The sequence below is a fragment of the Nostoc edaphicum CCNP1411 genome, assembly GCF_014023275.1.
Classification (GTDB): domain Bacteria; phylum Cyanobacteriota; class Cyanobacteriia; order Cyanobacteriales; family Nostocaceae; genus Nostoc; species Nostoc edaphicum_A.
The window spans coordinates 1,636,367-1,659,642 of record NZ_CP054698.1; the positions used below are offsets into that span (position 1 = coordinate 1,636,367).

The 23,276-nt window shown below is 40.1% G+C and carries 22 protein-coding genes and 1 pseudogene; 13 read left to right on the forward strand and 10 right to left on the reverse strand.

Annotated features, from left to right (window positions below):
* Window positions 1-601 precede the first annotated feature (601 nt).
* From HUN01_RS09580 to trpE, 3 genes are all read left to right on the forward strand, one after another.
* Window positions 602-2,611 carry a DICT sensory domain-containing protein gene (locus HUN01_RS09580; RefSeq protein WP_181931063.1) on the forward strand — a complete coding sequence of 670 codons (2,010 nt, stop codon included), beginning with the start codon at window positions 602-604 and terminating at the stop codon, window positions 2,609-2,611.
* Window positions 2,612-2,763: 152 nt separating this feature from the next.
* Window positions 2,764-3,186, forward strand: a complete 423-nt coding sequence (locus HUN01_RS09585; RefSeq protein ID WP_181931064.1) for a photosystem I reaction center subunit II PsaD — start codon at window positions 2,764-2,766, stop codon at window positions 3,184-3,186.
* A 172-nt stretch (window positions 3,187-3,358) separates the two neighbouring features.
* A complete protein-coding gene (gene trpE / locus HUN01_RS09590) occupies window positions 3,359-4,888 on the forward strand; it encodes an anthranilate synthase component I (protein ID WP_181932626.1) in 1,530 nt (509 codons plus the stop codon).
* Window positions 4,889-5,372: 484 nt separating this feature from the next.
* Here the strand turns inward: trpE and HUN01_RS09595 are convergent, their stop codons facing one another.
* Together HUN01_RS09595 and HUN01_RS09600 are read right to left on the reverse strand one after the other, a co-directional pair.
* Window positions 5,373-5,609 (reverse strand): hypothetical protein, encoded by a 237-nt coding sequence (locus HUN01_RS09595; RefSeq protein ID WP_181931065.1) that lies wholly within the window; start codon window positions 5,607-5,609, stop codon window positions 5,373-5,375.
* A gap of 65 nt (window positions 5,610-5,674) precedes the next feature.
* Complete coding sequence (locus HUN01_RS09600; RefSeq protein ID WP_181931066.1) at window positions 5,675-5,887, reverse strand: high light inducible protein; 213 nt, start codon at window positions 5,885-5,887, stop codon at window positions 5,675-5,677.
* Between the two features lie 374 nt (window positions 5,888-6,261).
* Here HUN01_RS09600 and HUN01_RS36735 point away from each other — a divergent pair.
* Together HUN01_RS36735 and HUN01_RS09605 are read left to right on the forward strand one after the other, a co-directional pair.
* Window positions 6,262-6,405: pseudogene (locus HUN01_RS36735) on the forward strand (hypothetical protein); the annotation flags it as partial.
* Window positions 6,406-6,452: 47 nt separating this feature from the next.
* Window positions 6,453-7,415: an orange carotenoid protein N-terminal domain-containing protein gene (locus HUN01_RS09605; RefSeq protein WP_069068173.1), complete on the forward strand. Its 963-nt coding sequence runs from the start codon at window positions 6,453-6,455 to the stop codon at window positions 7,413-7,415.
* A 164-nt stretch (window positions 7,416-7,579) separates the two neighbouring features.
* Here HUN01_RS09605 and HUN01_RS09610 read toward each other — a convergent pair whose 3' ends face one another.
* Together HUN01_RS09610 and HUN01_RS09615 are read right to left on the reverse strand one after the other, a co-directional pair.
* The gene (locus HUN01_RS09610) at window positions 7,580-9,793 is read right to left on the reverse strand and encodes a Piwi domain-containing protein (protein ID WP_181931067.1); all 2,214 of its coding nucleotides are present in this window, start codon (window positions 9,791-9,793) and stop codon (window positions 7,580-7,582) included.
* A complete protein-coding gene (locus HUN01_RS09615; protein WP_181931068.1) occupies window positions 9,790-10,605 on the reverse strand; it encodes a PD-(D/E)XK nuclease family protein in 816 nt (271 codons plus the stop codon). The genes HUN01_RS09610 and HUN01_RS09615 overlap by 4 nt, the downstream gene beginning before the upstream one ends.
* A gap of 108 nt (window positions 10,606-10,713) precedes the next feature.
* Here HUN01_RS09615 and HUN01_RS09620 point away from each other — a divergent pair, with 108 nt between their 5' ends.
* The 4 genes from HUN01_RS09620 to HUN01_RS09635 all read left to right on the forward strand — a co-directional run bounded on the left by HUN01_RS09620 (window position 10,714) and on the right by HUN01_RS09635 (window position 13,536).
* Window positions 10,714-11,070 carry a helix-turn-helix domain-containing protein gene (locus HUN01_RS09620; RefSeq protein ID WP_181931069.1) on the forward strand — a complete coding sequence of 119 codons (357 nt, stop codon included), beginning with the start codon at window positions 10,714-10,716 and terminating at the stop codon, window positions 11,068-11,070.
* Window positions 11,067-11,705, forward strand: a complete 639-nt coding sequence (locus HUN01_RS09625; RefSeq protein WP_181931070.1) for an ImmA/IrrE family metallo-endopeptidase — start codon at window positions 11,067-11,069, stop codon at window positions 11,703-11,705. Before HUN01_RS09620 ends, HUN01_RS09625 begins: the two co-directional genes overlap by 4 nt.
* A gap of 47 nt (window positions 11,706-11,752) precedes the next feature.
* On the forward strand, window positions 11,753-12,661 hold the full coding sequence (locus HUN01_RS09630; protein ID WP_181927151.1) for a transposase family protein: 909 nt from the start codon (window positions 11,753-11,755) through the stop codon (window positions 12,659-12,661).
* Between the two features lie 287 nt (window positions 12,662-12,948).
* The gene (locus HUN01_RS09635; RefSeq protein ID WP_181931071.1) at window positions 12,949-13,536 is read left to right on the forward strand and encodes a Uma2 family endonuclease; all 588 of its coding nucleotides are present in this window, start codon (window positions 12,949-12,951) and stop codon (window positions 13,534-13,536) included.
* Here the strand turns inward: HUN01_RS09635 and HUN01_RS09640 are convergent.
* The 3 genes from HUN01_RS09640 to purS all read right to left on the reverse strand — a co-directional run bounded on the left by HUN01_RS09640 (window position 13,529) and on the right by purS (window position 16,876).
* Complete coding sequence (locus HUN01_RS09640; RefSeq protein WP_181931072.1) at window positions 13,529-15,478, reverse strand: hypothetical protein; 1,950 nt, start codon at window positions 15,476-15,478, stop codon at window positions 13,529-13,531. The two genes, HUN01_RS09635 and HUN01_RS09640, sit on opposite strands and share 8 nt — an antisense overlap.
* 260 nt (window positions 15,479-15,738) lie before the next feature.
* Window positions 15,739-16,416, reverse strand: a complete 678-nt coding sequence (gene purQ, locus HUN01_RS09645) for a phosphoribosylformylglycinamidine synthase subunit PurQ (RefSeq protein ID WP_181931073.1) — start codon at window positions 16,414-16,416, stop codon at window positions 15,739-15,741.
* A 181-nt stretch (window positions 16,417-16,597) separates the two neighbouring features.
* A complete protein-coding gene (gene purS, locus HUN01_RS09650) occupies window positions 16,598-16,876 on the reverse strand; it encodes a phosphoribosylformylglycinamidine synthase subunit PurS (protein ID WP_181931074.1) in 279 nt (92 codons plus the stop codon).
* Window positions 16,877-17,020: 144 nt separating this feature from the next.
* Here purS and HUN01_RS09655 point away from each other — a divergent pair, with 144 nt between their 5' ends.
* Window positions 17,021-17,425, forward strand: a complete 405-nt coding sequence (locus tag HUN01_RS09655) for a Fur family transcriptional regulator (RefSeq protein ID WP_069068179.1) — start codon at window positions 17,021-17,023, stop codon at window positions 17,423-17,425.
* Between the two features lie 174 nt (window positions 17,426-17,599).
* Here HUN01_RS09655 and HUN01_RS09660 read toward each other — a convergent pair whose 3' ends face one another.
* The 3 genes from HUN01_RS09660 to HUN01_RS09670 form a co-directional block, all read right to left on the reverse strand.
* Window positions 17,600-18,169, reverse strand: a complete 570-nt coding sequence (locus HUN01_RS09660; protein ID WP_181931075.1) for a Uma2 family endonuclease — start codon at window positions 18,167-18,169, stop codon at window positions 17,600-17,602.
* A 282-nt stretch (window positions 18,170-18,451) separates the two neighbouring features.
* On the reverse strand, window positions 18,452-19,459 hold the full coding sequence (locus tag HUN01_RS09665) for an SPFH domain-containing protein (protein ID WP_181931076.1): 1,008 nt from the start codon (window positions 19,457-19,459) through the stop codon (window positions 18,452-18,454).
* Window positions 19,460-19,608: 149 nt separating this feature from the next.
* A complete protein-coding gene (locus HUN01_RS09670; protein ID WP_181931077.1) occupies window positions 19,609-20,043 on the reverse strand; it encodes an NfeD family protein in 435 nt (144 codons plus the stop codon).
* 232 nt (window positions 20,044-20,275) lie between these two features.
* Between HUN01_RS09670 and HUN01_RS09675 the strand changes: the two genes are divergently transcribed.
* The 3 genes from HUN01_RS09675 to HUN01_RS09685 all read left to right on the forward strand — a co-directional run bounded on the left by HUN01_RS09675 (window position 20,276) and on the right by HUN01_RS09685 (window position 23,275).
* The gene (locus tag HUN01_RS09675) at window positions 20,276-22,261 is read left to right on the forward strand and encodes a protein phosphatase 2C domain-containing protein (protein ID WP_181931078.1); all 1,986 of its coding nucleotides are present in this window, start codon (window positions 20,276-20,278) and stop codon (window positions 22,259-22,261) included.
* Window positions 22,262-22,450: 189 nt separating this feature from the next.
* Window positions 22,451-22,606, forward strand: a complete 156-nt coding sequence (locus HUN01_RS09680) for a hypothetical protein (RefSeq protein ID WP_181931079.1) — start codon at window positions 22,451-22,453, stop codon at window positions 22,604-22,606.
* A gap of 255 nt (window positions 22,607-22,861) precedes the next feature.
* Window positions 22,862-23,275: a hypothetical protein gene (locus tag HUN01_RS09685; RefSeq protein WP_069068185.1), complete on the forward strand. Its 414-nt coding sequence runs from the start codon at window positions 22,862-22,864 to the stop codon at window positions 23,273-23,275.
* Window position 23,276: the final 1 nt, after the last annotated feature.

Below are 23,276 nucleotides of genomic sequence, written 5' to 3' on the forward strand. Positions count from 1 at the left end.
TTTTTGTTGGTATACAGAGCATTTGTTCCATATATATTATACAATTTTGTTTTAAATATCTTTGGTATTTGATTAGACTAAATTATGATAATTAATTAATTTATTAAATTTAATCACTAATCATGGGCTAAATTATGTGAATGTCAATGTTCGGTGGTGATTAATAAACACAGTAGTTAAAACCATACAATAATTAGTGTTTTAGTACTTACTCCTGAAAGATTTTACCTGTGCAAGTAAATGGCAAAGTTGGGCGAGAATGTATATTGGGCTTATTAGGTTGTCAATCCACAAATCAAGTTGCACGCACTCCTCCTAGTAGTCTGCCAACCCAAAAATGCCGGGTAAAGATTGGTTAAAGTTTAAAGGGGAAAGGGCAAGGGATAAAATACCTTTTGCCTTTAATTTTTTCCCTTTACCCCGCCAAGTTCCCTTGGCGAACTACTAGTTGGTAACGAAGTGTTACGCCTGCTTTGGCGAAAAGCGCTTTTTAGCGTTCTTTACATATTGCAACTGTCTATTTAACTTGAGAGTCCCTTGGAATTTGTACAATGCAGCTGTGACGTGGATCTTGTCGAGGTTGAGCGTTTAACAATAATTCATGAGCATTTCGACTTCTGTGCTGAGTGATCTGCTAAAGTCCCTACCCTACTTGCGGCCCCAGCTATATTTTAAGGCTTCATTAACGGCGCTCTCCCACGCGATGGAAGATCAAGTTTTGGCTGCGACTTTAGCTCAACCCCTTGTAATTGCTAGTTTCCAGCGAGAGCGATTCTACCGCCAAGAAGCTCATCGCTACCAGCGACTGGCCTTGCGAAGTAATCAAATATACGTATTATCTGCTCCAGAAACGGATTTCGCTAACAGTTCAGAACACTACGAAAAAGTCGCTTTTGAGCCAACGGATGGCTTAAGTCAAGAGTGGCACTTGGTAGTGATTGCTGACAATTATGCTACTTGTCTGGTTTGTCGGGAAAACCTTGGTTCTATTGCCAAAAACAAGCCACTAACGGAACTAAGCCCTAATCTGGATATCGATACAGCGCGAAGATTTGAGGGAATTTGGACATCGGAAAGAGGAGTTAGCCTCAAAGCCGCCGAATTGCTGTTAGACAGGATTTTGGTTTACAGACCAGAACTGGCAAGTAAAATTCAACAGGCACGTCAGAGGTTTGGCATCGGGGAGCCGCGAAACCACTCCGGAGCCGAACAGGACAATGAATATGCTTGTGACATTGATACAGATCCCTTTGTGCAGCGCTTAGTAACTTATTTGCAAGCTAGTCAGTATAAATTGCACAAAGCCTACCGTTCTATTGCTGCCCAAGCACGAAAAGAACGATTAGTCAATTCGATTAGTACTGCCATTCGGCGATCGCTCGATCCTCATGAAGTTCTTCAGGTGGCGGCACAAGAATTAGGACAACACCTAGAAGCTTGTCGCTGTTTAATTTACCGCGCTCAAGCCACAGATAGCCAAGCCATAATTGAACACGAATTTTTGACTCCCGGTGTTTTATCTGTTTGTGGGCAAACCTGGGAGTTAGAGAAAAATTCCCTATTTCGGGACATCGTAGAACAAGGCGAAGGTGTTTGTATTAGCGATACGCTGAATGACCCTCGTGTTAATAATTCGCCAGGACTTTCCTTGATTGCCAAAAAATTTGCCATTCGTTCTTGGCTGATGGAACCAGTATTCTATCAGGGGCGATTATTGGGCATTGTGGAATTGCACTATTGTCGGATGCCACCGCACGAGTGCCAACCAGGGGAATTGGATCTGGTAGAAGCGATCGCTACCCAAGTAGGAGCAGCTCTTATCCAAGCGGAAGCTTATGCTAACCTAGAAGAACTTAACCAGCAGCTAGAAGCTCTAGACCGCACCCGCAGCAACCTCATAGCCATTACCGGACATGAACTGCGTACCCCCCTATCCACAATTCAAGTGTGCCTAGAAAGTCTCGCTACCGAACCGGATATGCCCTTGGAGTTGCAGCAGATCATGCTCAACACCGCTCTTTCCGACTCGGAACGGATGCGAAAACTGGTACAAGATTTCCTCACACTTTCCAACTTGGAAAGCGGCCGGGTGGAATGGCACCCAGAATCCCTCACCTTACAAGAATGTGTGGATTTAGCACTTAGCCGAAATCGCACGCGTTCCTCAACGGAAAAGCCGCCCCAAGTTAAAACTAAAATTGCCGAAAATCTACCTCTAGTCAGAGCAGACGGTGATTGGTTAGTAGAGGTACTGGCAAAACTTATGGACAATGCTTTTAAATTTACGCCACCCCAAGGAGAAATCAGCATTACGGCGATTTACAACAGCCGTCAAATGGTCGAGGTGACTGTAGCTGACACTGGACGCGGCATTGAACCGAATCGTTTAGAAGTAGTTTTTGACCGCTTCTATCAAGAAGAGGGAGCGCTGCGCCGCACCACCGGCGGGACTGGACTTGGTTTAGCAATTTGCCGTCAAATTGTTAATGGCTGGGGTGGGGAAATTTGGGCGGAGTCAACTGGCAAAGACCAGGGTAGTCAGTTTCACTTCACCATCCCAATTGTTCAGAGTAGCCAAGAGGAAAAGCGGACAAAAGTCAAGAGTAAATAGGGATTGGGTATGGGGCATGGGGCATGGGGCATGGGGCATTAGTTTTTAACAAAGGACTAATGACTAAAAACTGTTACAGTCTATGACGCGATCGCAATATGATCCTGGTTGCGATGTTAGGATTCCCTAAAAACGTTGAGAGAATCGACTTTATGGCAGAAACACTCTCTGGACAAACCCCGCTATTTGCTGGCAGCACTGGTGGCTTGCTAAACAAAGCACAAGTTGAAGAAAAGTACGCTATCACTTGGACTAGCCCGAAAGAGCAAGTATTTGAATTGCCTACAGGTGGTGCTGCTGTTATGCGGAAAGGTGAAAACCTGCTGTATATAGCTCGTAAAGAATATGGCATCTTTTTGGGCGGTCAGCAACTTCGCAAACTCAAAATCACAGACTACAAAGTTTACCGGATTTTACCCAACGGAGAAACTACTTTAATTCACCCAGCTGATGGTGTCTTCCCCGAAAAAGTAAATGAAGGTCGTGAAAAAGTGCGTTATGTCCCACGCAGCATTGGGCAAAACCCCAATCCATCACAACTCAAGTTTAGTGGTAAAGCTACCCACGACGTATAGGGACTAGGGACTGGGGACTGGGGACTAGGGACTAGGGATTGGGGACTAGGGACTGGGGACTGGGAATTATAAACAAAATTCTTCCCAATGCCCCATGCCCAATGCCCCATGCCCCATGCCCCATGCCCCATGTCCCATGCCCCATGCCCAATGCCCCATCCCCAAGCAATTTATGGTATTCCCCGATTTCTCCGAATTTTCTCAGCTAGCTCTACAAGGTAACTTTGTTCCGGTATATCAAGAATGGGTGGCGGATTTAGATACGCCCGTGTCCGCTTGGTATAAAGTCTGTGCGGGTCAGCCTTATAGCTTTTTGTTGGAATCCATAGAAGGTGGGGAAAAACTAGGACGCTATAGTTTAGTGGGGTGCGATCCGGTGTGGGTTTTGGAAGCAAGGGGCGATCGCACGACTCAGAAAAACCGCGATGGTTCACAGGTCGTTTTTGCTGGCGACCCTTTTACAGCTTTAGCCGAATGTTTAGCACCTTATCACCCAGTAAAATTACCGCAGTTACCACCAGGAATTGGCGGTTTGTTCGGGTTTTGGGGCTATGAATTGATTCACTGGATTGAACCGCGTGTACCAATTTATCCACCAGATGAGCGAAATATCCCTGATGGATTGTGGATGCAGGTAGACCACCTGTTGATTTTTGACCAGGTGAAGCGGAAAATTTGGGCGATCGCTTATGCTGATTTACGTGACCCCAATGTAGATTTACGCGCAGCATATCAACAAGCTAGCGATCGCGTCACCCAAATGCTCGAAAAGCTATCTCTACCCCTATCGCCGGAAAAAACTCGATTGGAATGGAATCCGCCAGGGAGCAGAGGAGCAGGGGAGCAGGGGAGTAGAGTGACAGAGGAGTATAAGAGTAATTTTACCCGCCCTGATTTTTGTGCCAGTGTCGAAAAGGCCAAAGATTACATTAAAGCAGGTGATATTTTTCAAGTAGTAATTTCTCAACGACTATCAACAACATACACAGGCGACCCATTTGCCCTTTACCGCTCCCTACGTCAGATAAATCCTTCGCCTTACATGGCTTACTTTAACTTCCAAGATTGGCAAATTATTGGTTCCAGTCCCGAAGTGATGGTGAAAGCCGAAACCGATGCAGATGGTGGAGTGATAGCAACGGTACGGCCAATTGCTGGGACGCGTCCGCGAGGTAAAACTACCCAGGAAGATGCAGCCTATGCTCAAGATTTACTCCAAGACCCCAAGGAAATAGCTGAACACGTAATGCTTGTGGATTTAGGGCGGAATGATTTGGGGCGTGTTTGTCAAAGTGGTAGCGTCAAAGTTGATGAGTTAATGGTAGTTGAGCGCTACTCCCATGTGATGCACATTGTCAGCAATGTTGTGGGTAAATTAGCACTTGGTAAAACAGCATGGGATTTACTGAAAGCTTCCTTCCCAGCAGGTACGGTAAGCGGCGCACCCAAAATTAGGGCGATGGAGATTATCCACGAATTAGAGTCTAGTCGTCGGGGTGTTTATTCCGGTGTGTATGGATATTACGATTTTGAAGGACAATTAAATACTGCGATCGCAATCCGCACAATGGTAGTGCATGATAATACGGTGAGCGTACAAGCCGGCGCAGGCTTGGTGGCTGATTCTGAGCCAGAGAAAGAATACGAAGAGACGCTGAATAAAGCTAGAGGTCTATTAGAGGCGATTCGTTGTTTGCGTTGAATTGAAGAAGGGAATAGGGAATAGGGAATAGGGAATAGGGAATAGGTTATTCCCTGTTACCTGTCACCTCTCCCCTAATCCCCAATCCCTTTTATAGTTACTTTCGTGTGAAATTAATTGCACACTGATTTTTGTTGGTTAATTGTAAAACCGGACTTGATATAAGTACAGAAATAGTTCGATCTGCTGTATGAGAATCAAGACCAGACTTTAACAGTTGATATATCAATATCCTTCTATTTTGAATTACATAGGTTTTACTTTGAACTGCAAGATATTTGGAAACAATTTGTGCTACTTCTAAACCCACGTATCCGCAATACCGTGACAAATTGGGAAGCTTTATAAATCCAATCAACATCAAACTTTTTCCAAAGCTAAACGGAGTTTTTTAGACCTATTGAAAACTGAAAAGAAGTCCTGGTATCCAAATCCAAGACCTCCGTTGAAATTACCACTGACTAGAAATCAACAAACTTGCTCATCATAATTGGCTGAAGTAAACCGCCCAAAGAATTCCAGTTACTCCAATGGCAGTTAAAAGGTTAGTGAAAAATCTGCCAAATTCAACTTCTTGTCCCAATCCCTTGTCGTCTTGACCGGCAGTGAAAAACAATGACCAGGCTTGATTTGCATTGATAGTCTCAAAGTTGTTGAAATCAGGTCTAAAAACAACGGGCCCAATCAAATCTTTTTTGGGATAATCAAAATCAGTTTTCATAAGTTTGCCTCTAAATTGTTTTATTTGTCAACTGAAGAAAATTTGTAAATCTCAACATGTCTTCTCTAAAGGCTGGTTAGCCATCCAATCAAACCGTGTCCGGTGAGAACTTCCAAAGCTATGAGTGAGATAAAACCAATCATTGCCAAACGACCATTGAGTTTTTCGGCATATTCGGTGAAGCCTGTCCGTGGGGTTTCATCAACATAAACTTTGGGTTCAATTGCAAATCTGTTAAGTTGTCCACGTTCATTAATGGTAAAACCTCTGTTTGTCATCTTTTACTCTTTATTTTTGTTATCTATAAACAAACAATAACTATTGTAAATATTTTTTGCAACTACTTGACACAAGGGAAAAGTAGTGGGAACCGTACTAAGTAAGTAGGGTATTTCGGATTTGTGCGAGAAGTTGCCGAGGTCTATGACTGGCTAGACCTACACTCTGGGAAGTGAATACACACAACAGCACTCATTGTGTTTAATCCAACTTCAACAAAACTTATAAGTTATATAAACAGAAGTTATCAATGGATGGCTGAGAAAGTATTGCTTATTCGTAACGAACTTGTTATGTTTCTTTACATAAAGATACGAAAACAAATTCAATGCGTTAAACCACCGTTAATCAAGGCTTTCTAAATAACTATGCAGTTGAGCCTGCTATGCGCTTTGCCGAGTATTCGAACTCAACGGCAACAGAATTGTTATGCCTAGCGATGTCTACGACGCAATACTTTTCGGATATGCCTTTGTTAACAGCTAAACGCATTTATCCTTTGTCTTTGCACATTTGATTTTTCACATTCGATAGAACTGTAATTTTCTTTTTGGAATTTCTGTTATGTCTTTTACCATCCAGTCGGCTCAAAGTATTTTTCCCGGCACCCTAGTTGCTGACGTTGTTCCAACCGTTGTTGAATCCTTCTCTAAGCTGAATGCTGAAGATCAACTAGCATTACTATGGTTTGCCTATACCGAGATGGGTAGAAGTATTACAGTTGCGGCTCCTGGAGCAGCCAACATGATCCTCGCACAAGGCTTACTCGAACAAATTAAGCAGATGCCTTTTGAGGCTCAAACGCAAGTCATGTACGATTTGGCTAACCGTGCTGACACTCCCCTCTGCCGTTCCTATGCATCCTTCACCGTGAACATCAAGTTGGGCTTCTGGTATCAGTTAGGAGAATGGATGGCTCAGGGAATCGTTGCTCCTATCCCAGAAGGCTACAAGCTTTCTCCCAAAGCTGCTGACGTGTTGCAAGCAATCCGCAATGCTGATTCTGGTCAACAAATCACCATCCTACGCAATACCGTAATTAGCATGGGATTCGATCCGAACGCTCCTGGCAGTTACAAAAAAGTTTCAGAACCTGTGGCTCCTCCCACTGCGCCAGCATTTCGGACTAAAGTCACCATCGAGGGCGTAGACAATCCCACGGTGTTGGGCTATATCAACAACATGAATGCCAATGACTTTGATGCTGCGGTTTCTTTGTTTACCTCTGAAGGTGCTTTGCAACCTCCCTTTGAAAGACCGATTGTCGGTCAGGAGGCAATTCGGGCTTACATGCGTGAAGAATGCCAAGGACTGAAAATGATTCCAGAACGCGGTGTATCTGAACCAGTGGAAGATGGCTACACCCAACTTAAAATCACCGGTAAAGTTCAAACCCCTTGGTTCGGTGCCAGTGTGGGGATGAATATTGCATGGCGGTTTTTGCTAGATCCTCAAGGCAAAATTTTCTTTGTCGCAATTGACTTACTTGCTTCTCCTAAAGAACTACTCAACCTAGTACGTAAATAGAGCGCTAGATTAGTTGCTGCTTAAGCGTGGATTAGTGAGGCATCTTGCCACGCTTAAGCAAAAGAAACTGATAACGGCTTATTTGCTATCTTAGTGTTATGATCGCACCTGCGAAAAGTCAGGTTTTGATTGGATGCAGAATGTCTGTAGCGTTGATGTTAATTCTACAACCAAAACTGGCGATCGCCTTCCATCTGGCTAGGACGAATACCTTGCAAACGTAGATAAGCCATGCGATCAGATCCATATAATGGCATAGGTAAGCGAGGTTCTTTTAAAGCTCCATGATGCAATAACGTAAGTTTTAGAGTAGTTTCTAAAACACTTTCTATTGAGATTTGGTGTCCTTTCTCATGAATTGTTAAACGTATAGGACGAGCCAAACCAACTTTATCAGGAACTTTAGTTGTTACCAGAATTGCTTCACGAGACGATAAACGAAGTCCTAAGCCTTGTGAAGGTGCTATGACAGCTTTCTGCTTTAAGTTATACAGTCGGGGAATACCAGACTTTTTACATTCCACTAAAATAAACTTAGCTCCTATTGCTTTAGCTCTATCTACTAAATAATCAGCTTCATTTCCAACAAAGGAACCATCACGATAAATTAAGACTGTTTTGTTTGCTAATTCAGCAGCAGGTAATAATCGCTCCAATAGTTTAGGTGGTATTTCTTCACCATCAATTAAATCATCTTCTAGTTGATAACGAACAAACTCCCCTTGTTTGCCATAGAGACGTATACTAGCACAGGCATTTCTTGTACCTGCTTGCTTTTTTTTTGAAATTCTAGAAACATCCAAGCCAATAAAATAATCAGCATCTTTTAAGTTTTCGGCTAGAACGAAAGGCAAATTACCTAACTTTGCTAGAATTCCAGGAATTACCTGATTCAAGATATACTGATAATTTCCAGGCTTATTCAAAGTATCTTCATAAATCATTTGGCTAGCAAGTTGACGGCGGAGTAATAAAGAGTATATTTGATGGTAAAAACTTCCCTCATTTGTATCATCATCAAGACGATCGCTTTGAGGTAAAAAAGTTACAATAATGTCGTGTGGTATCTCAATTAATTCATTAACTTTCTTCTCAACTTCTGCTCTTGCCTCAGTCTTAGTCAGGTTATCCAGTGACAAAGGTTGCTTAGTAATAACTTCACTTTTAAATCCATATAGTTCCATACGCTGCTTAAGTAATTTCAGGAACGGATCTACTTTTAAATCACAAAGCTTGAGTGCTGCAATGTGAATCACTTTGGATTTATCTTTAAAATCAGGGTGACGACGATAAACTCCACCTTTTTTAAGACCATTTAGAACATCACTTCTTTTGGTTATAAAGTTATTACCAAAAAGTAGAGGAGTTTCCTCTATAGGAAATTCAGGTTTCCAGAATAAATTTGGATGTTGAATGCTATTGATACTACGTTCTAGTTGAATTCCATAAGTACTTAAAGCGTCTGTTGCTATTTTTTTATAAGACGCCAAGAGACTTGTTCTGTCTTGATGCAAAATTTTAGTAGCCTTAAGTAGCTTTCCGTATTCAACTTCAAATTGATCGGCTGTGGCAGATGTAATACTGGGACGTAAAGCTGCCATAGCATAGTGAAACTGTTTTGTATCTTTACCGAACTGTACAGCAACAACAGGTTGATCTTTTGGGGCATCTCGTAGTGCTTGTTTACTGGTTGAACCAGTAGCTTTTGCTAAGAGTTCATCTCTATGCTCTTCGATAGTTCCAATAATCCCGACAATTGTTGCGTTACTACCTCGTTCAATTTCTTGAACTTTTAAACCAATTAAAAGCTGTTCTGAGTTTTGTCGTTGAGGATGTTTTTCGTAGAAATCAGCCAAATTATCACGAAACACAATACTACTGCACACTGTCAAACTAAGAGCAGGTTGAAACTCACCTTGTAATTCGATAATTTCTGACCAAAAATCTGGTTCTCTTTTGACTATAACTCCATTGTCAGACAGAACAATTGGAGAATTAAATTTGGTTTTATTCAAAACCTGAATAGCTAACATAGAATAAATAAAAGGTGTAGGTTGAGGCTGACGTACTGATTGAAACCCGAATAAGCGTTCCTTAAAATCTTCTACTTCATTTTGAATGCTTTTCAGTGCATCTTGTAATTCTTCTTTGCTAGGTAAATCTTTATGAGATGCTGCCAAAATCCAAAAGTAAGGTTTGTACCATATAACAACAGTCTCAGGTAATTTTCGACTAAAATGATAGCTCAATCGGTTGCCATCTTTTTTGTCAATTTCAGGTGTTAGCCGAAAACACATTAACTTAAGCTGTAAAGTTTTGATTGGAAAAACTTCACTAAAAGAGGTATAAGTTTGGGTAGGTGCAATAGCAACAGTCATGCAGAAACCTCCAATAAATGGAATTTACAAATTGATGTGAATTGACAATTTCGACAGGGTATTCCAGGATTAGCAGGAAATATTTCAGCAAATGCAGATGGATTTTGCTTGTAACGACCCAATTCTTTTTGATGTTCTTGAGCTATTTGAGCTAATTTAGATTGAATTGCCTTGAGTTGAGCATCAGTGGCGGTAATTGGCTCAGACCATTTACTAGTTTCCAAGTTATAAAATGAAGCAACAGCTTTTTGTCCAGGGAACATATAAGTAGCTGCCAACAGGTAGACAAATGCTTGTCGCCTATCAAAATTAGATGTACCTGTTTTGAAATCTAAAATATGCAGTACGTTGTCTGATTCAATAAAAATGCAGTCAAGAGCTACAAACAAGTTAAAAAAATAATTACCTTGCTGAATCAGAATTGGCTCTGGAATTCCTTCATCACCTCGACTAAGTTTGATGATATTTTTTTCGCAGAGAATTGGTTCCTGATGGTAGTTGGTCAAAATTTTAATAACTCGCTGCTTAACTTCTATAGGCTCTTGGTCTAATTTCAGCTTCTCTGCTACTATCTCTACACCATCTAATTGGTGCAATAGTTGAATATTTTGGTGAAATTCGTAAATGCCCTTCTGTGCCTGCAAACCGATATGTTGAGGAATAGTGTCTTGCTGCAACAGTGCTTTAACTAATGATTCTTTTTTTCGCGCTCTGGAAAAACCTCGTTTCATATCACAATGCCAATATTCTTGTCCAACAGATGAAGCGAACTGTGACCAAATGTTAAAGCTCACATACGGCCGCCACACCATAATTTGTATCCTTTTTAGCTTTGTTGATTTTTTATTCAACTACACCCTAACGTGTATTGATTTTTTAGTCAACACTCTGTTATCATGTTTAGTTAAGTAGGAAAAAAAGTGAATCAAAGTTTTGGTCAGCTTATTCGTGAAGCCCGCAAAGATAAGGGATTTAGTCAGCGTGAGCTAGCAAAACTAATAGGGCTAGATTTCACTTATCTGTCTAAATTAGAGAATGATCGCGCAGACTATCCTCCAAAAGAAGATGTCATTCGTTCTCTGGCACAGCATCTTGATTTAAATGAGGAAGAGTTAATTTTTTTGGCTGGTCGTATTCCCCAGCGTGACGAGGATTTTATCAAGCAAAACTACAAGGGAATGCCTGCTTTGTTCCGTCGAATGCAGGAGAATCCTGATTTTGCTAAAAGAGTCTTTCGAGAAGCTACACAACCAGAAAATGAGGAGAAGCAAGGTTGAGTATCATCAAGCGGTATCGCTATATTCCTGATAGCGAAATTGAGGCTAAGGCTAATAATATTCTCAAGCGTATGCAGGAAACACCCAAATATATTCCCAAGTGGCCTTTAGATGCAACTCGTGTGGCAGAGTTTCTGGGGTTGGATGTTGTTTGGGATAGGATACCGCCCGATGCTGAAGGGCAAATAGCAGCGAGGATTTTGCCGTTGGAGCATCTAATTGAAATCAATGAAGACATTTTGGAACTCCCAAAAGGCTTTGAACAATCAACGCTAGCTCATGAGCTGGGGCACTGGGAACTACATATTGACCAAAAGACGGCTGGTCAGTTTAAAGAACTGATAAAGCAGGGTGGTAAAGGTGAAATAGATATGCAACCTTTTTTGTGCCGTGCTGTTAGTGGTCAACTGCAAAAGATGGAATGGCAAGCTCAACGTTTTGCTAGTTATTTGCTAATGCCTCATTATATTTTAGAACAAATGGCAGCAGAACACGATTTAACTAAATGGTCTCACCTTTACGCAATGCAAAAGGATTTGGGCGTAACAATAACTAATCTTAAAGTTCGTTTAAGACAACTAAATTGGATTATTCTTCCTCCAGGTGACAACACAATAGACATGTCCTTAAAATAAAATTTGTGGGAAAATGATACAGAAATAAAAATTCTAGTGCATCAACCATGACGAGTCCTTTAGTAAGAATCGAATCACATCCCCAGTCAGCAAAACGATTGAGCGGTATTAATTATGAACAGTTTATGACATTAGTTGTGTTGGCAGAACAACGACATAATCAGAAACAAACGGAAATTCAAAAAAACAAAGTTCGTCTTATTGCTCCTGGTGGTGGACGTAAATCAGAAATGTCTCCTAAAGAAGGGGTCTGTTTATGTCTAGTTTACCTTCGACAAAAACCAACTTTTGATATTTTGGGTTTGTTATTTGATATATCAAAAACTAAAGCGAATGATGCTTTTAATTATTGGGTGAAGATTTTGAGAGAGATATTACCAGCTTCTCAAATGGAAGAGGTAGAAAAAGATAGTCAGAAATATCAAGAACTACGTAAAATTCTTTGTGAGCATGAATTGATTGTAGATAGTGCAGAACAAGCTATAGAGAGGCCTGTAGACTATCAAGAGCAAAAACAGCACTACTCTGGCAAGAAAAAAATGCATACCCTGAAAAACCAGTTTATTGTATTGCCCAATGGAGAAGATATTGTTGACATTTATATTGGAAATTTAGGAAAAACAAGCGATATTAATTTATTCCGAGAAACACAAGGTAAATTTGATTGTGAACAAAAATTTATTGGAGATAAAGCTTACATAGGAGAATCAACAATTACCACGCCTTACAAGAAACCGAGGAAGAAAGAAATTTCGGAATTACAAAAAAAAGAAAACCAGCAGTTATCGTCTAGAAGAATAGGCGTTGAACATTTAATAGGGAAAGTAAAAATATTTCGAGTCGCTAGTGAGAAATTTCGTTTAGCAAGGCACAAGTATAGCCAGGTAATTATGACCGTTTGTGGGTTAGTCAGGCTACGGCTTAATTGTTTACTTTCACTAGCTATTAATATTTAAATTTGTTGGTAGTAAATAAATTTTATCCTTACCAATATTTTTGCCCCTAAACTGATAATTTAGCCGTAATTTATGCTCAAAGCCCTATTCTTTCGTATACCTAATCTAGCGATCGCACATTCCATTATAATCGCTGAAATCCATTTGCCGTATACATTTACCATTTTCGGATAAGTCTAATTTACTTGGGTAAAGCTGCGCCTATTCGGAAAAAATAAAGATTGAAATAAAATACGATCGCACCCCACACAGGACTAAACTAGAAAGTAAGATGCTCAAAATAGCCTATGAACGCTACGACAACCACTTTCCCTTCTACACTCAAATTGAAAATTGACTTGACTGATGAGCAATTTTTCCAAATGTGTCAGAAAAACCGCGATTATCGATTTGAGCGTACAGCATCAGGGGAAATATTAATTATGCCACCTACAGGTAGTGATACTGGCAACCGTAATTTTGATATGGTTGTTGAATTAGGAATCTGGAATAAACAGACTAAATTAGGCAAAGGTTTTGACTCTTCAACTGGTTTTACCCTACCCAATGGTGCAGAACGTTCTCCTGATGCTTCTTGGGTAAAAATTGAGCGTTGGAATGCTTTAACTCCAGAACAACAAGAAAAATTTGCCCCAATTTGTCCTGATTTTGTAGTAGAGTTGCGTTCTCGCACTGATTCCTTGAAAGAATTGCAAGAGAAAATGCAAGAATATATCGAAAATGGCGTTCAATTAGGCTGGTTAATTGATAGGAAAAACAAGCGAGTAGAAATTTATCGTCCAGGTAAAGATGTAGAGGTATTAAACAATCCTGCTAGTTTATCAGGAGAGAATATACTACCTGGATTTGTGTTGGATTTACAGCAGATTATGTAGCTTTATCGATTAGGATATACAATACATGGCGCATTTCAAAGCGACTTTGTTCCCAAAGTGGTAGCAGAGCTTCTTTCGCAGCATTTAATTGAGCTTGTGAAAAAGAGATTTTCCCATTTTCTATAATCCAAATAAATATTCGAGTTATTAAATCTGCATTGAAACTGTTCTCGTATTCACTATTATTTATTCTTGCTACTTGTTCATCTAAGCAATCTATAGCATATTTAAAAGTCAAGTTTTTCCAGTCTTTGACATTGCTAGAATTTTCTTCTTGCGTGTTTTTCCACTCAACTTTACGCAAATTTCCTATAATATAGTCTATGCCTGTTATGGAAGAATCCGTATTACGCACCAAATTTGTATAGGCTTGGTAATATGGTTTCAAGAGCGAAGCAGCAATATTTTCCACATATATATGTAGCCAAGATTGTATGTCGCGAAGATAAGGTGCTAAATTTATGATATTATCAATTTCTTGAATCAGCATACGATCGCTTGCGTAATTTGTTATTTTTGCTAGCAATTCAGCTTCAGATAGCTGAAACTTATCTGAGTAATAATTAATAACTTTTGGAATATATTTCTCTAATAACCACTGTTTGGTATATCTAGCTGTCCAGGTTCCCCGTACCCCTATATCTTGCTGCCATAAAGTTAATTTACCTGTTTCAATAGATTGAAAATTAAGATTATTTAGTTCGTAGATTATATTAATTTGATTATTAGACAATAAAGATAAGTCTCTATCTAATTTGGGGAAGATAAATGTATGGTCGCGAATTCCTCGACTCACTCGAATTGATATACCTTCTCTATGGAATAAATGCCATTCTGACTTGCCTTTTGTATAATCAAATTCATTAGCAAACTGCTGCATTAACTCCCATAATTCTTGTCTTACAGAAAAAAGGATAAAACCTCGACTTACTGAAAAGTTTACGAATTCAAAATTCCATGTTTCTAAAGCATTTTCAAAATTTATTATTGAATTTTTATATTCTTGGCAAACTTCATCAACACACAAACACAAGTCTGCTACTTCTAATTTCGACAAAATAACTGTTGTTTGACCTAAAATTACTTTAAAATTATTTTTATCTAATCGTTTCAAAAACCGACGACATTCCCAATCTACCTGGGTGTACAATCCAGTCATTAATTGACCCAAAATCTCTTGATGATTTAAGTTAATTTTTAAACCTCTAAAAAGAATACTGCTGAATTGTATTTCACAATTACCTTCTGCAAAAGCTTTGGGTAAATTACATGCGATCGCAACTTTTGGTTTCACAACAACTAAGCGATAGCCTTCTCGCATTATGCAAGGCTCAAAATTACATTTTTCTAAAACATCCTGTAAATCTGGATGGCATCTGATAAACTTTTCTATTAAGTTATGTTTAGTATTTATTAGAAAATCTGTTGTATTTTTCTCAATATTTTTAACCACATGAAAGTTTAGTTTATTATAAAATCTTGAAGCGATATCCTTATTTTTAAGTGTATCTATATTTATATCAAATACTAATTCTTCCCTAGAGTAATGTAGACGTTTAAAAACCTTTATTATATATCCATTAGTGACAATAAAAAATAGTGGGTTGCAATCATTACTATAAAATCTAGCTTTTTCAATAGCATTATTTAATTTAGTTTTATCTAGTTCTATTGCTTGAATAAAAATAAGTGATGTATCTGTATTTTGCTCCTTAATATTATCTGTTGTAAAATAAATCTCAGCATTCTCATAATTTCTATCATAGTTTCCTGATTTATTTTTTGCCAAAGGGTATTCACGATGACATTTGTCTGGATAACAGAGATGCTTAAACATTGGGAAAATAAACTTTTCTTTTATATCATCTTCGTTTTGTAAAATATGATGGTCAAAACCTTGTATCCATGTAATGAATTGTTTAATTGACTCTGGAATAGTCATCAGATAATCTACCTGCTTGTATAAATTTGCTATGCCTTATTTTGTTCGTGTAACTAGCAATTTATCAAGTCAGTTTGGATAGTATAGTAATTGTAGATACTTTACTAAGTTTTGAAATACCAGATGTAGAAAAGTATTAGTATGAAAATCTAAATTATAAATTTAAGGGACAGGCAAGACGCCCATCCCACAAAATTATCAAAATCATTCTGCAAATATGCAACGCCCTTTGTTTGCTATCAGAGGCGCGAACATCAACTTTAAACCAACGCCGCCACCTTCTCTAGCAAGCCTTGAAACAACCTCAAGCCATCATTACCCCCTAGCATTGCGTCTGACGCCCTTTCTGGGTGCGGCATCATCCCCAACACATTGCCCCGACGATCGCAAATCCCGGCAATATTGTTCAGCGAACCGTTGGGATTCTCCCCTTCATAACGAAACAAAACCTGCCCGTTATCTTCAATTTCTGCGAGAGTGGCTGCATCGGCGTAGAATCGCCCCTCTCCGTGGGCAATGGGTAAAGTAATAACTTCACCAGTGGTATAAGATTGAGTCCAAGGAAGATTAGTACGCTCAACTTTCAATGGGACGCGATCGCAGATAAAATGCAAATCACGATTTCTGGTTAACACTCCTGGCAAAAGTCCAGCTTCAGTTAATACCTGAAAACCATTGCAAATACCGAGGACAAACTTACCCTTTTGGGCGTGTTCAACAACCTGCTGCATCACGGGCGAAAAACGCGCGATCGCACCACAACGCAAATAATCCCCGTAACTAAAGCCACCAGGGATAATCACGACATCCAAATCAGCAATATCTGTTTCTTGATGCCAAACCATGCGAGTTGGTTGTAAAAGCAAATCTCTAGTTACATAAGCAACATCGCGATCGCAATTAGAACCGGGAAAAACAATAACACCGAATTTAGTCATTTGTCATTTGTCATTTGTCATTTGTCAATGGGAGCAGGGATTAGGGGTAGGGGAACAGGGGAAGCAGGGGGAGCAGGGGAGGCAGGGGGAGATGAGGGGACAAGGAGAATAACCATGCTCAATGCCCCATGCCCCATGCCCCATGTCCCATGCCCCATGCCCCATGCCCCATGCCCAATCTCTAAAAGACCCCAGTTTGAGTTTCGACCTCAATCAAATCAAAGCGGTAATTTTCAATTACGGGATTTGATAACATTTGGTCACAAATGGTATCAAGGTCTTGACGTGCTTTCTTCTCATCACTTGAGGTGATGGTGAGTTCAATGTACTTGCCAATCCGCACCTGGTCAACGTTCTCGTATCCCAGTTGCTTAAGACCGGATTGTACAGCCACACCAGCGGGGTCTAAGACTGAAGGACGAAGGGTCACGAAAATTTTGGCTAGATACTTGGTTTGCACGGGCTTTTTCTGAATGCTGCGATCGCTATACTATAACTTTCTGCTCCAACTGAGTGAAAATAAGATTACGAAGCGGTTAAAGTTAATTGATTAATTAGCCCATCTAACAGCTTCAACTACAGTGGCATATTTAAATAATTGTCTATGAGAGCCATACGCACCCGCAGTCAAGAGCGTATTTTCAATCTACTGAAAACTATCAAAAAAGGCATTTCCGCCCAGGATATTTACGTAGAATTACGCAACACTAATCAGAGCATGGGTTTAGCGACAGTTTACCGTTCCCTAGAAGCCTTAAAACTCGAAGGCATGGTACAAGTGCGGAATTTGGCTAACGGTGAAGCGCTCTACAGCCTAGCGCAGCAAGACAAACACCACCTTACTTGTTTGCAATGCGGTGTCTCAATTCCAATTAATCAATGCCCCGTTCATGACCTAGAAAACCAGTTAGAATCCAGCCACAAGTTTAAAGTTTTTTACCACACCCTGGAGTTTTTTGGGTTGTGCAGCCAATGCCAAGTAAACCAAGCTACTGAGATTAGTCAATAGTCATACCGATTTTATGTGAGGTTGCACTTAATTTTCTCACAGACTAGAGCCAGTGACCATCAGAAAAAGCCTGCTTAGGCAGGCTCATGATGTGAATTTTCATAAATAAATGGTGTATTTTCATTTTCTATAATGATTCAGAAGTGAATTGGCGTCAGCTTACTGTTGCTTTATTCAAATAAAACTCAACCAGCTAAATACATCTGCAACTGTTAATTGCCAATTTTCCAAAACACTCAAAACGGGTAAGATATCTTGCTGTTCTTTTAGTTCTGGTAATTTATTGGGTTCAAAAATCATGATTGACTCATCAGCAGAATCGAGCAACCAACCTAACTTTGCTCCATTTTGAATAGAAAATGTAATTTTGCGGATAACTTGGTTGGGTGATTGTTCTGGTGAGAGAATTTCGATTATCCAATCCGGAGGAATCTCAAATTTATTTGTAATTTTTCCATTAGGAAGCAATGGAATTCTTTGCCATTCAAACACAGCAATATCTGGTACTATTGAACGACCTTCAAATGTACAGCGCAATTCAGGAAAAGCATAAGCTAATTTTTGTAGTTTTGCAACTTGATTTATGGCAGAAGCTAATTCAATTTGTAAAGTACTGTGTTCTCCTTGGGGCATAGGTTTTTGGTATATTTTCCCGTTAAAATACTCGCTTGCTGGTTTTGTCTCTGGTAGTTTTAAGAACTCTTCTACACTTGTTACTGTAGTTGGCTGAATAGATAATGTCATAATTTACAACTTATCAAAACTTGATTATTTCATCATGAGAAGAATCAGACGGTAGTGTATAGCGACAGCCCGTCATAGACATTGCATTCTTTTCACTAACCATTGTAATTTTATCAAATGGGCTATTTTAGCGAAGTTAACCTCTATGGGTAAATTCTGAGAAGAAATAGCTGAAAAATATTGTCAGTAGATAATTGTGATTGTCTCGTTCCCAGTCTGAGACTGGAAACGAAGTTTGAAAAGGGTTTTAAACTGAAGTTGACACCAATGCCACTTCTACTTCTAACTAGGGCGGTTATGTTCTAATCCTGGGATTTGTTTAGAAAACAACTCGTTAGAGTCAAGCTGACCATTTGAGATAACAGAACGCATACCCTCAAAAGCAGCAGGGATAGTACGCGGATCTATAAATAAAACCTTGCTGCTATCGCTTCTACCAATTGTTGCACCCATATCCAGATAGCCCAAGGCAAACAGAACTTCTACTGCTTTATTGGCATTAGGATTTGTCTGGAGCTTTTGGGCGATAATTTCTGCTGATTCTGCGATCGCTTGTGCTTTTAAAACTTGCTGCTGACGTTCCGCTTGAGCTTTCAAAACGATCGCCTTTTGTTCAGCTTCCGCTTGCAGAACTGTTGATTTTTGCCGAGCTTCCGCATCCAATATTTGCGCCTCTGCTTTACCTCTAGCACTATTGACAGCAGCTTCGCGTTCACCCTCAGAATTTAAAATTGCTGCCCGTTTGCGTCGTTCTGCCGACATTTGCAATTCCATCGATTCTCGCACCGCTTGCGATGGAACAATATCTCGCAGTTCTACCCGCGTCACTTTCACACCCCAAGGATCTGTGGCAATATCCAAATCTCTTAACAGAAGTTCATTGATTTGAGAACGAGCAGTAAAGGTTTCATCCAACTCTAGTTGTCCCATCTCGGAGCGAATTTGAGTCAGTACCATATTTACCATTGCCGACTGGAGATTTTCTACCTTATACCAGGCTTTTTCCATATCCACAATGCGCCAATAGAACACTGCATCTACCTCAATACCAACGTTGTCGCGGGTGATGCATTTTTGGGGAGGAATATCTAAGACTTTTTCCCGAATGGTTTCTCTGTAAACGATTTTATCCAAAAAAGGAATTAAAAAATTCATTCCTGGTTCCAGCTTTTTGTTATAGCTGCCCAATCTTTCCACCAAAGCTTCATTACCCTGATTGATGACTTTTACAGACCCCGCTACAGCAGAACCACCAAGGGCTAAAAAGACTAGTAAAAAGAACTGTTCCATTATAAATCTCCTGATTTTTTAAGTATCAAATGTAACTCAAAAGTCAAAGAAGTGGGAGTGAGGGAGTTAGGAGTTAGGAGTGGGAGAGATGAGGAAGTAGAGATTAATTTCTTCCCCATGCCCAATGCCCCATGCCCCATTCCCAATAACTAATGACTCAATAAATTTTCTGGTATCACAATCAAAGTAGTACCTTCTCTCCTCACCACATAAACTCTTTGATGGGGTGCTACGGTAAATTTGTCATCGTCGCATCGTGCTTGCCAGGAATTTCCCTCATACAGCACCCGCCCTGTTTTCCCAGGTGGGATTTCTGTTAAGGTTTCGGCTATAACTGCATCCTGAATTTTTGACTGGCGTCGTCGTGGTTGCAAAAACCGACGAGAAAGCACGATTAGTAATGTGGAAAGTAATAGCCAAACTAAAACTTGCAACCATACATTTCCCAAACCCACTCCAGACAGCAGCGCCACCACCAAAGCGCTAATTCCCATCATGAAAGCGACAAACGCCGATGGTAAAAACAGTTCTGTCAAACACAGAACTCCTCCTGCCAGAAGCCAGATTAAGGTAAAACTTGGCATAGCGCCATCCTAGTGTCTACATTGACGTAAATGCATTTCTACGATTAGATACAGCCAGACTAAGTTATTTACAGCAAGCAAAACTTGGTATTTATACCAATAATTTTGATTAATTTCAGTAACAAGGTGTAGCTAGCGGTACACAAATCCAGTCTATTCTAGCCTTCAAGTCATTGGCAGCTAAAATTAATCGAAGTTAATGAGTTGATTGTTTTTTTAAATTTATACTTTTATGATTTCTACTCAACTGATAATTTTTTGTATAAATCCACGTTGTAAGAGTCCGATTAATCCGATGGGAGATAGTGTTTGTGCCAGTTGCCAAACTCCTTTAGTTCACCGTTATCTTTGGGCGACTGGCTCATCGTCTGCTCAAATACCACCAGGCACAAAGGTAGCAGACAGATATGAGGTAATTAGTTCCCAGATTTGGCTAGATACTCAACCGGGACTACCGCCAGATGTTCCTGAAGAATTGCCAACGCAAGTAATTCCTTATTTACGGTTATATCAAGAGCGGTTGCATCTCCCCCAGGCTTATGGGTTTGCTTGTTATGAGGAAAATACAACTGATATCCTCTTATTGGAAAATGTGCCGATAGATAAGACAGGAAATATTTATCCAACTATTGTTCAGGCATGGGAACAAGCAACGGCGGTACGACAAGTTTATTGGCTGTGGCAAATTCTCCAACTTTGGACACCTCTATCAGAGTTGGGACTTAGCCACAGTTTACTGGTAGCAGACAACTTGAGAGTTCAAGGTTGGTGTGTGCGACTGTTAGAACTTTACCAAACACCAGCAAATGAGAAATTGAGTTTACAAAATCTGGGAGAGTGTTGGCAGTTTTGGGTAGTTTCTGCAAAAACATCAGTAGCCAAGGGGTTACAAAACATCGTCCAGCAGATGTGTGAAACTGAGGTTGATGTAGAGACTATTAATATTCAACTCAATAATTTATTACTAGCATCTGCGGCAGAATTACCATTAATTTTAAAGGTGGCAGGCTCTACAGATATTGGCCCAATTATGGCGCAAAATGAAGATGCTTGCTACCCCAATACTTTGAATGATTTAGATGAACCTTTATTGCACCACTTATCAATTGTTTGTGATGGCATTGGTGGACATGAAGGCGGCGAGGTTGCTAGTCAGTTGGCAGTGCAGTCTGTAAAGTTGCAAATTCGCGTTTTACTAAAAGAGGTTACAGAACAAACTGCACTTGTTCCACCTGAGTTGTTGCAAGAACAATTAGAAGCAAGCTTGCGGGTGGTAAATAATCTGATTTGTGCGCGTAATAATGAGCAAAAACGCCAAGGCAGAGAACGCATGGCTACAACTATTGTTATGGCGTTGCAAGTTCCCCAACGAGTGCAAACAAGTACTGGGTGGCAATCAAATAACACCCATGAACTTTACTTGGCTAATGTTGGCGATAGCCGTGCCTATTGGATTACTCGTAATTATTGCCAGCTACTCACAGTAGATGATGATGTAGCAACGCGGGAAGTACGCTTTGCTAAAAGCTTGTATCGAAAGGCACTTTTAAGACAAGATGCTAGTGCTTTAACTCAAGCATTGGGGACAAGAGATTCAGAATCTTTGCGTCTCAAGGTTCAGCGATTCATTGTCGAAGAAGATGGCATCTTGCTACTGTGTTCTGATGGTTTGAGTGATAATAACTGGGTGGAACAATCTTGGCAGGATTATGCAATACCTGTGTTAGCAGGGCAAATGACAGTTGAAGATGCTGTCCGCAACTGGATTGACTTGGCAAACGAAAAAAATGGGCGTGATAATACGTCGGTTGTTCTCACTTATTGCCGTGTCTCCCCGGAATATTTAGTACCTGTGACTCCGGCGTTGCCAGAAGAGATTATAGAAGCAGAAATACAAGAAGAAGCAGAACAAGTAGAGGAAGAAGAGGAAGAGGAAGAATTAATTTCCTTTACAGAAAGTTCGCAAACTTTGCTAGATTTGGATTTAGAGTTGGATCTTTCAGAGGAACCAATTCTCAGCCCAGAAATTCCACCAACCTTAATTACAAAACCTCGTCTAGGCAAACGTTTGGTAACGCTGGGGGGAGTGTTGGCGTTGCTTGTGGTGGGTACAAGTGTGGGATTATTTACTTGGTGGCAAGTCAATCCTCAAGGATTCCAGCAGATGTGTCGGCAACTTCCCCAAAGATTGCAGCAAGTGTGTCCGACTGAAAAATAGGGATTAAGGAATAGGTTATACCGAAATATTGTAATGTTGATGAGGAATATTACAATATTGATAAGGAATATTGTAATGTTGATGAGAAACATTAAAACATTGCTTATGAATATTGTAATGTTTGAGAGAAACGTTGCAGTATTGATAAGGAATATTGCAATGCTAATGAGAAACATTAAAACATTGCTTATGAATATTGTAATGTTTGAGAGAAACGTTGCAATGTTTGCCAGAACGGCTTTTATATTCACGATGATGGACAATAAAATTGCGATCGCTAACTTATTTAGACTCATTAGCGATCGCACCACAAATAACTCTACATCACATCTTGTAACAGTATAGAAGCTAGTGGTCTATCGCATTAATTTTGTGGGGCTGCTAGATCCCCGACTTCTTGAAGAAGTCGGGGATCTGAACACGACTAACCTCTTAAAACTTTTGGGACAGACCACTAGTTGTAATAAGACTGATAATTGATATCTTCGCAATTAGAGATTTTTTAAGTCCATTGTAAAATGTTCATGATTTTACAGAAAATCTGATAGACACCACGTAGGTCGTAGGATAATGGAAAAGTGGTGACTTTGAGGAATTGAGATGACTGATCCACTAACTACGATCGCAGCAGGGGCAATTCTCAACCTCGCATTTCAGGAGTTTGCTAAGTCGGGGGCTGGGGAAGTGGCGAAGAAGACTGTGGGCGGGGCAATTTCCTTGGCAAAGGAACTACGAAATAAAATCACTGCTAAATTTAAAGGAAATGTAAAAGCAGAAGCGGCGATCGCAGCAGTAGAAACTGACCATTCCCCAGCAGCGCTAAACAAGCTGGAAGTGTACTTGGATGATGCGATGGTCGATGATGCTGTGTTTGCGACAGAGTTACGGCAGGTAGCGCAGCAAATTATTAATATTCAAAATCAAACCACCTCCAATCGAGACTATAAAAACTATGGGCGCGACCAAATCAATATTGAAAAAATTGAAGGTAATCCCAAAATTGGTGGTTCATAGG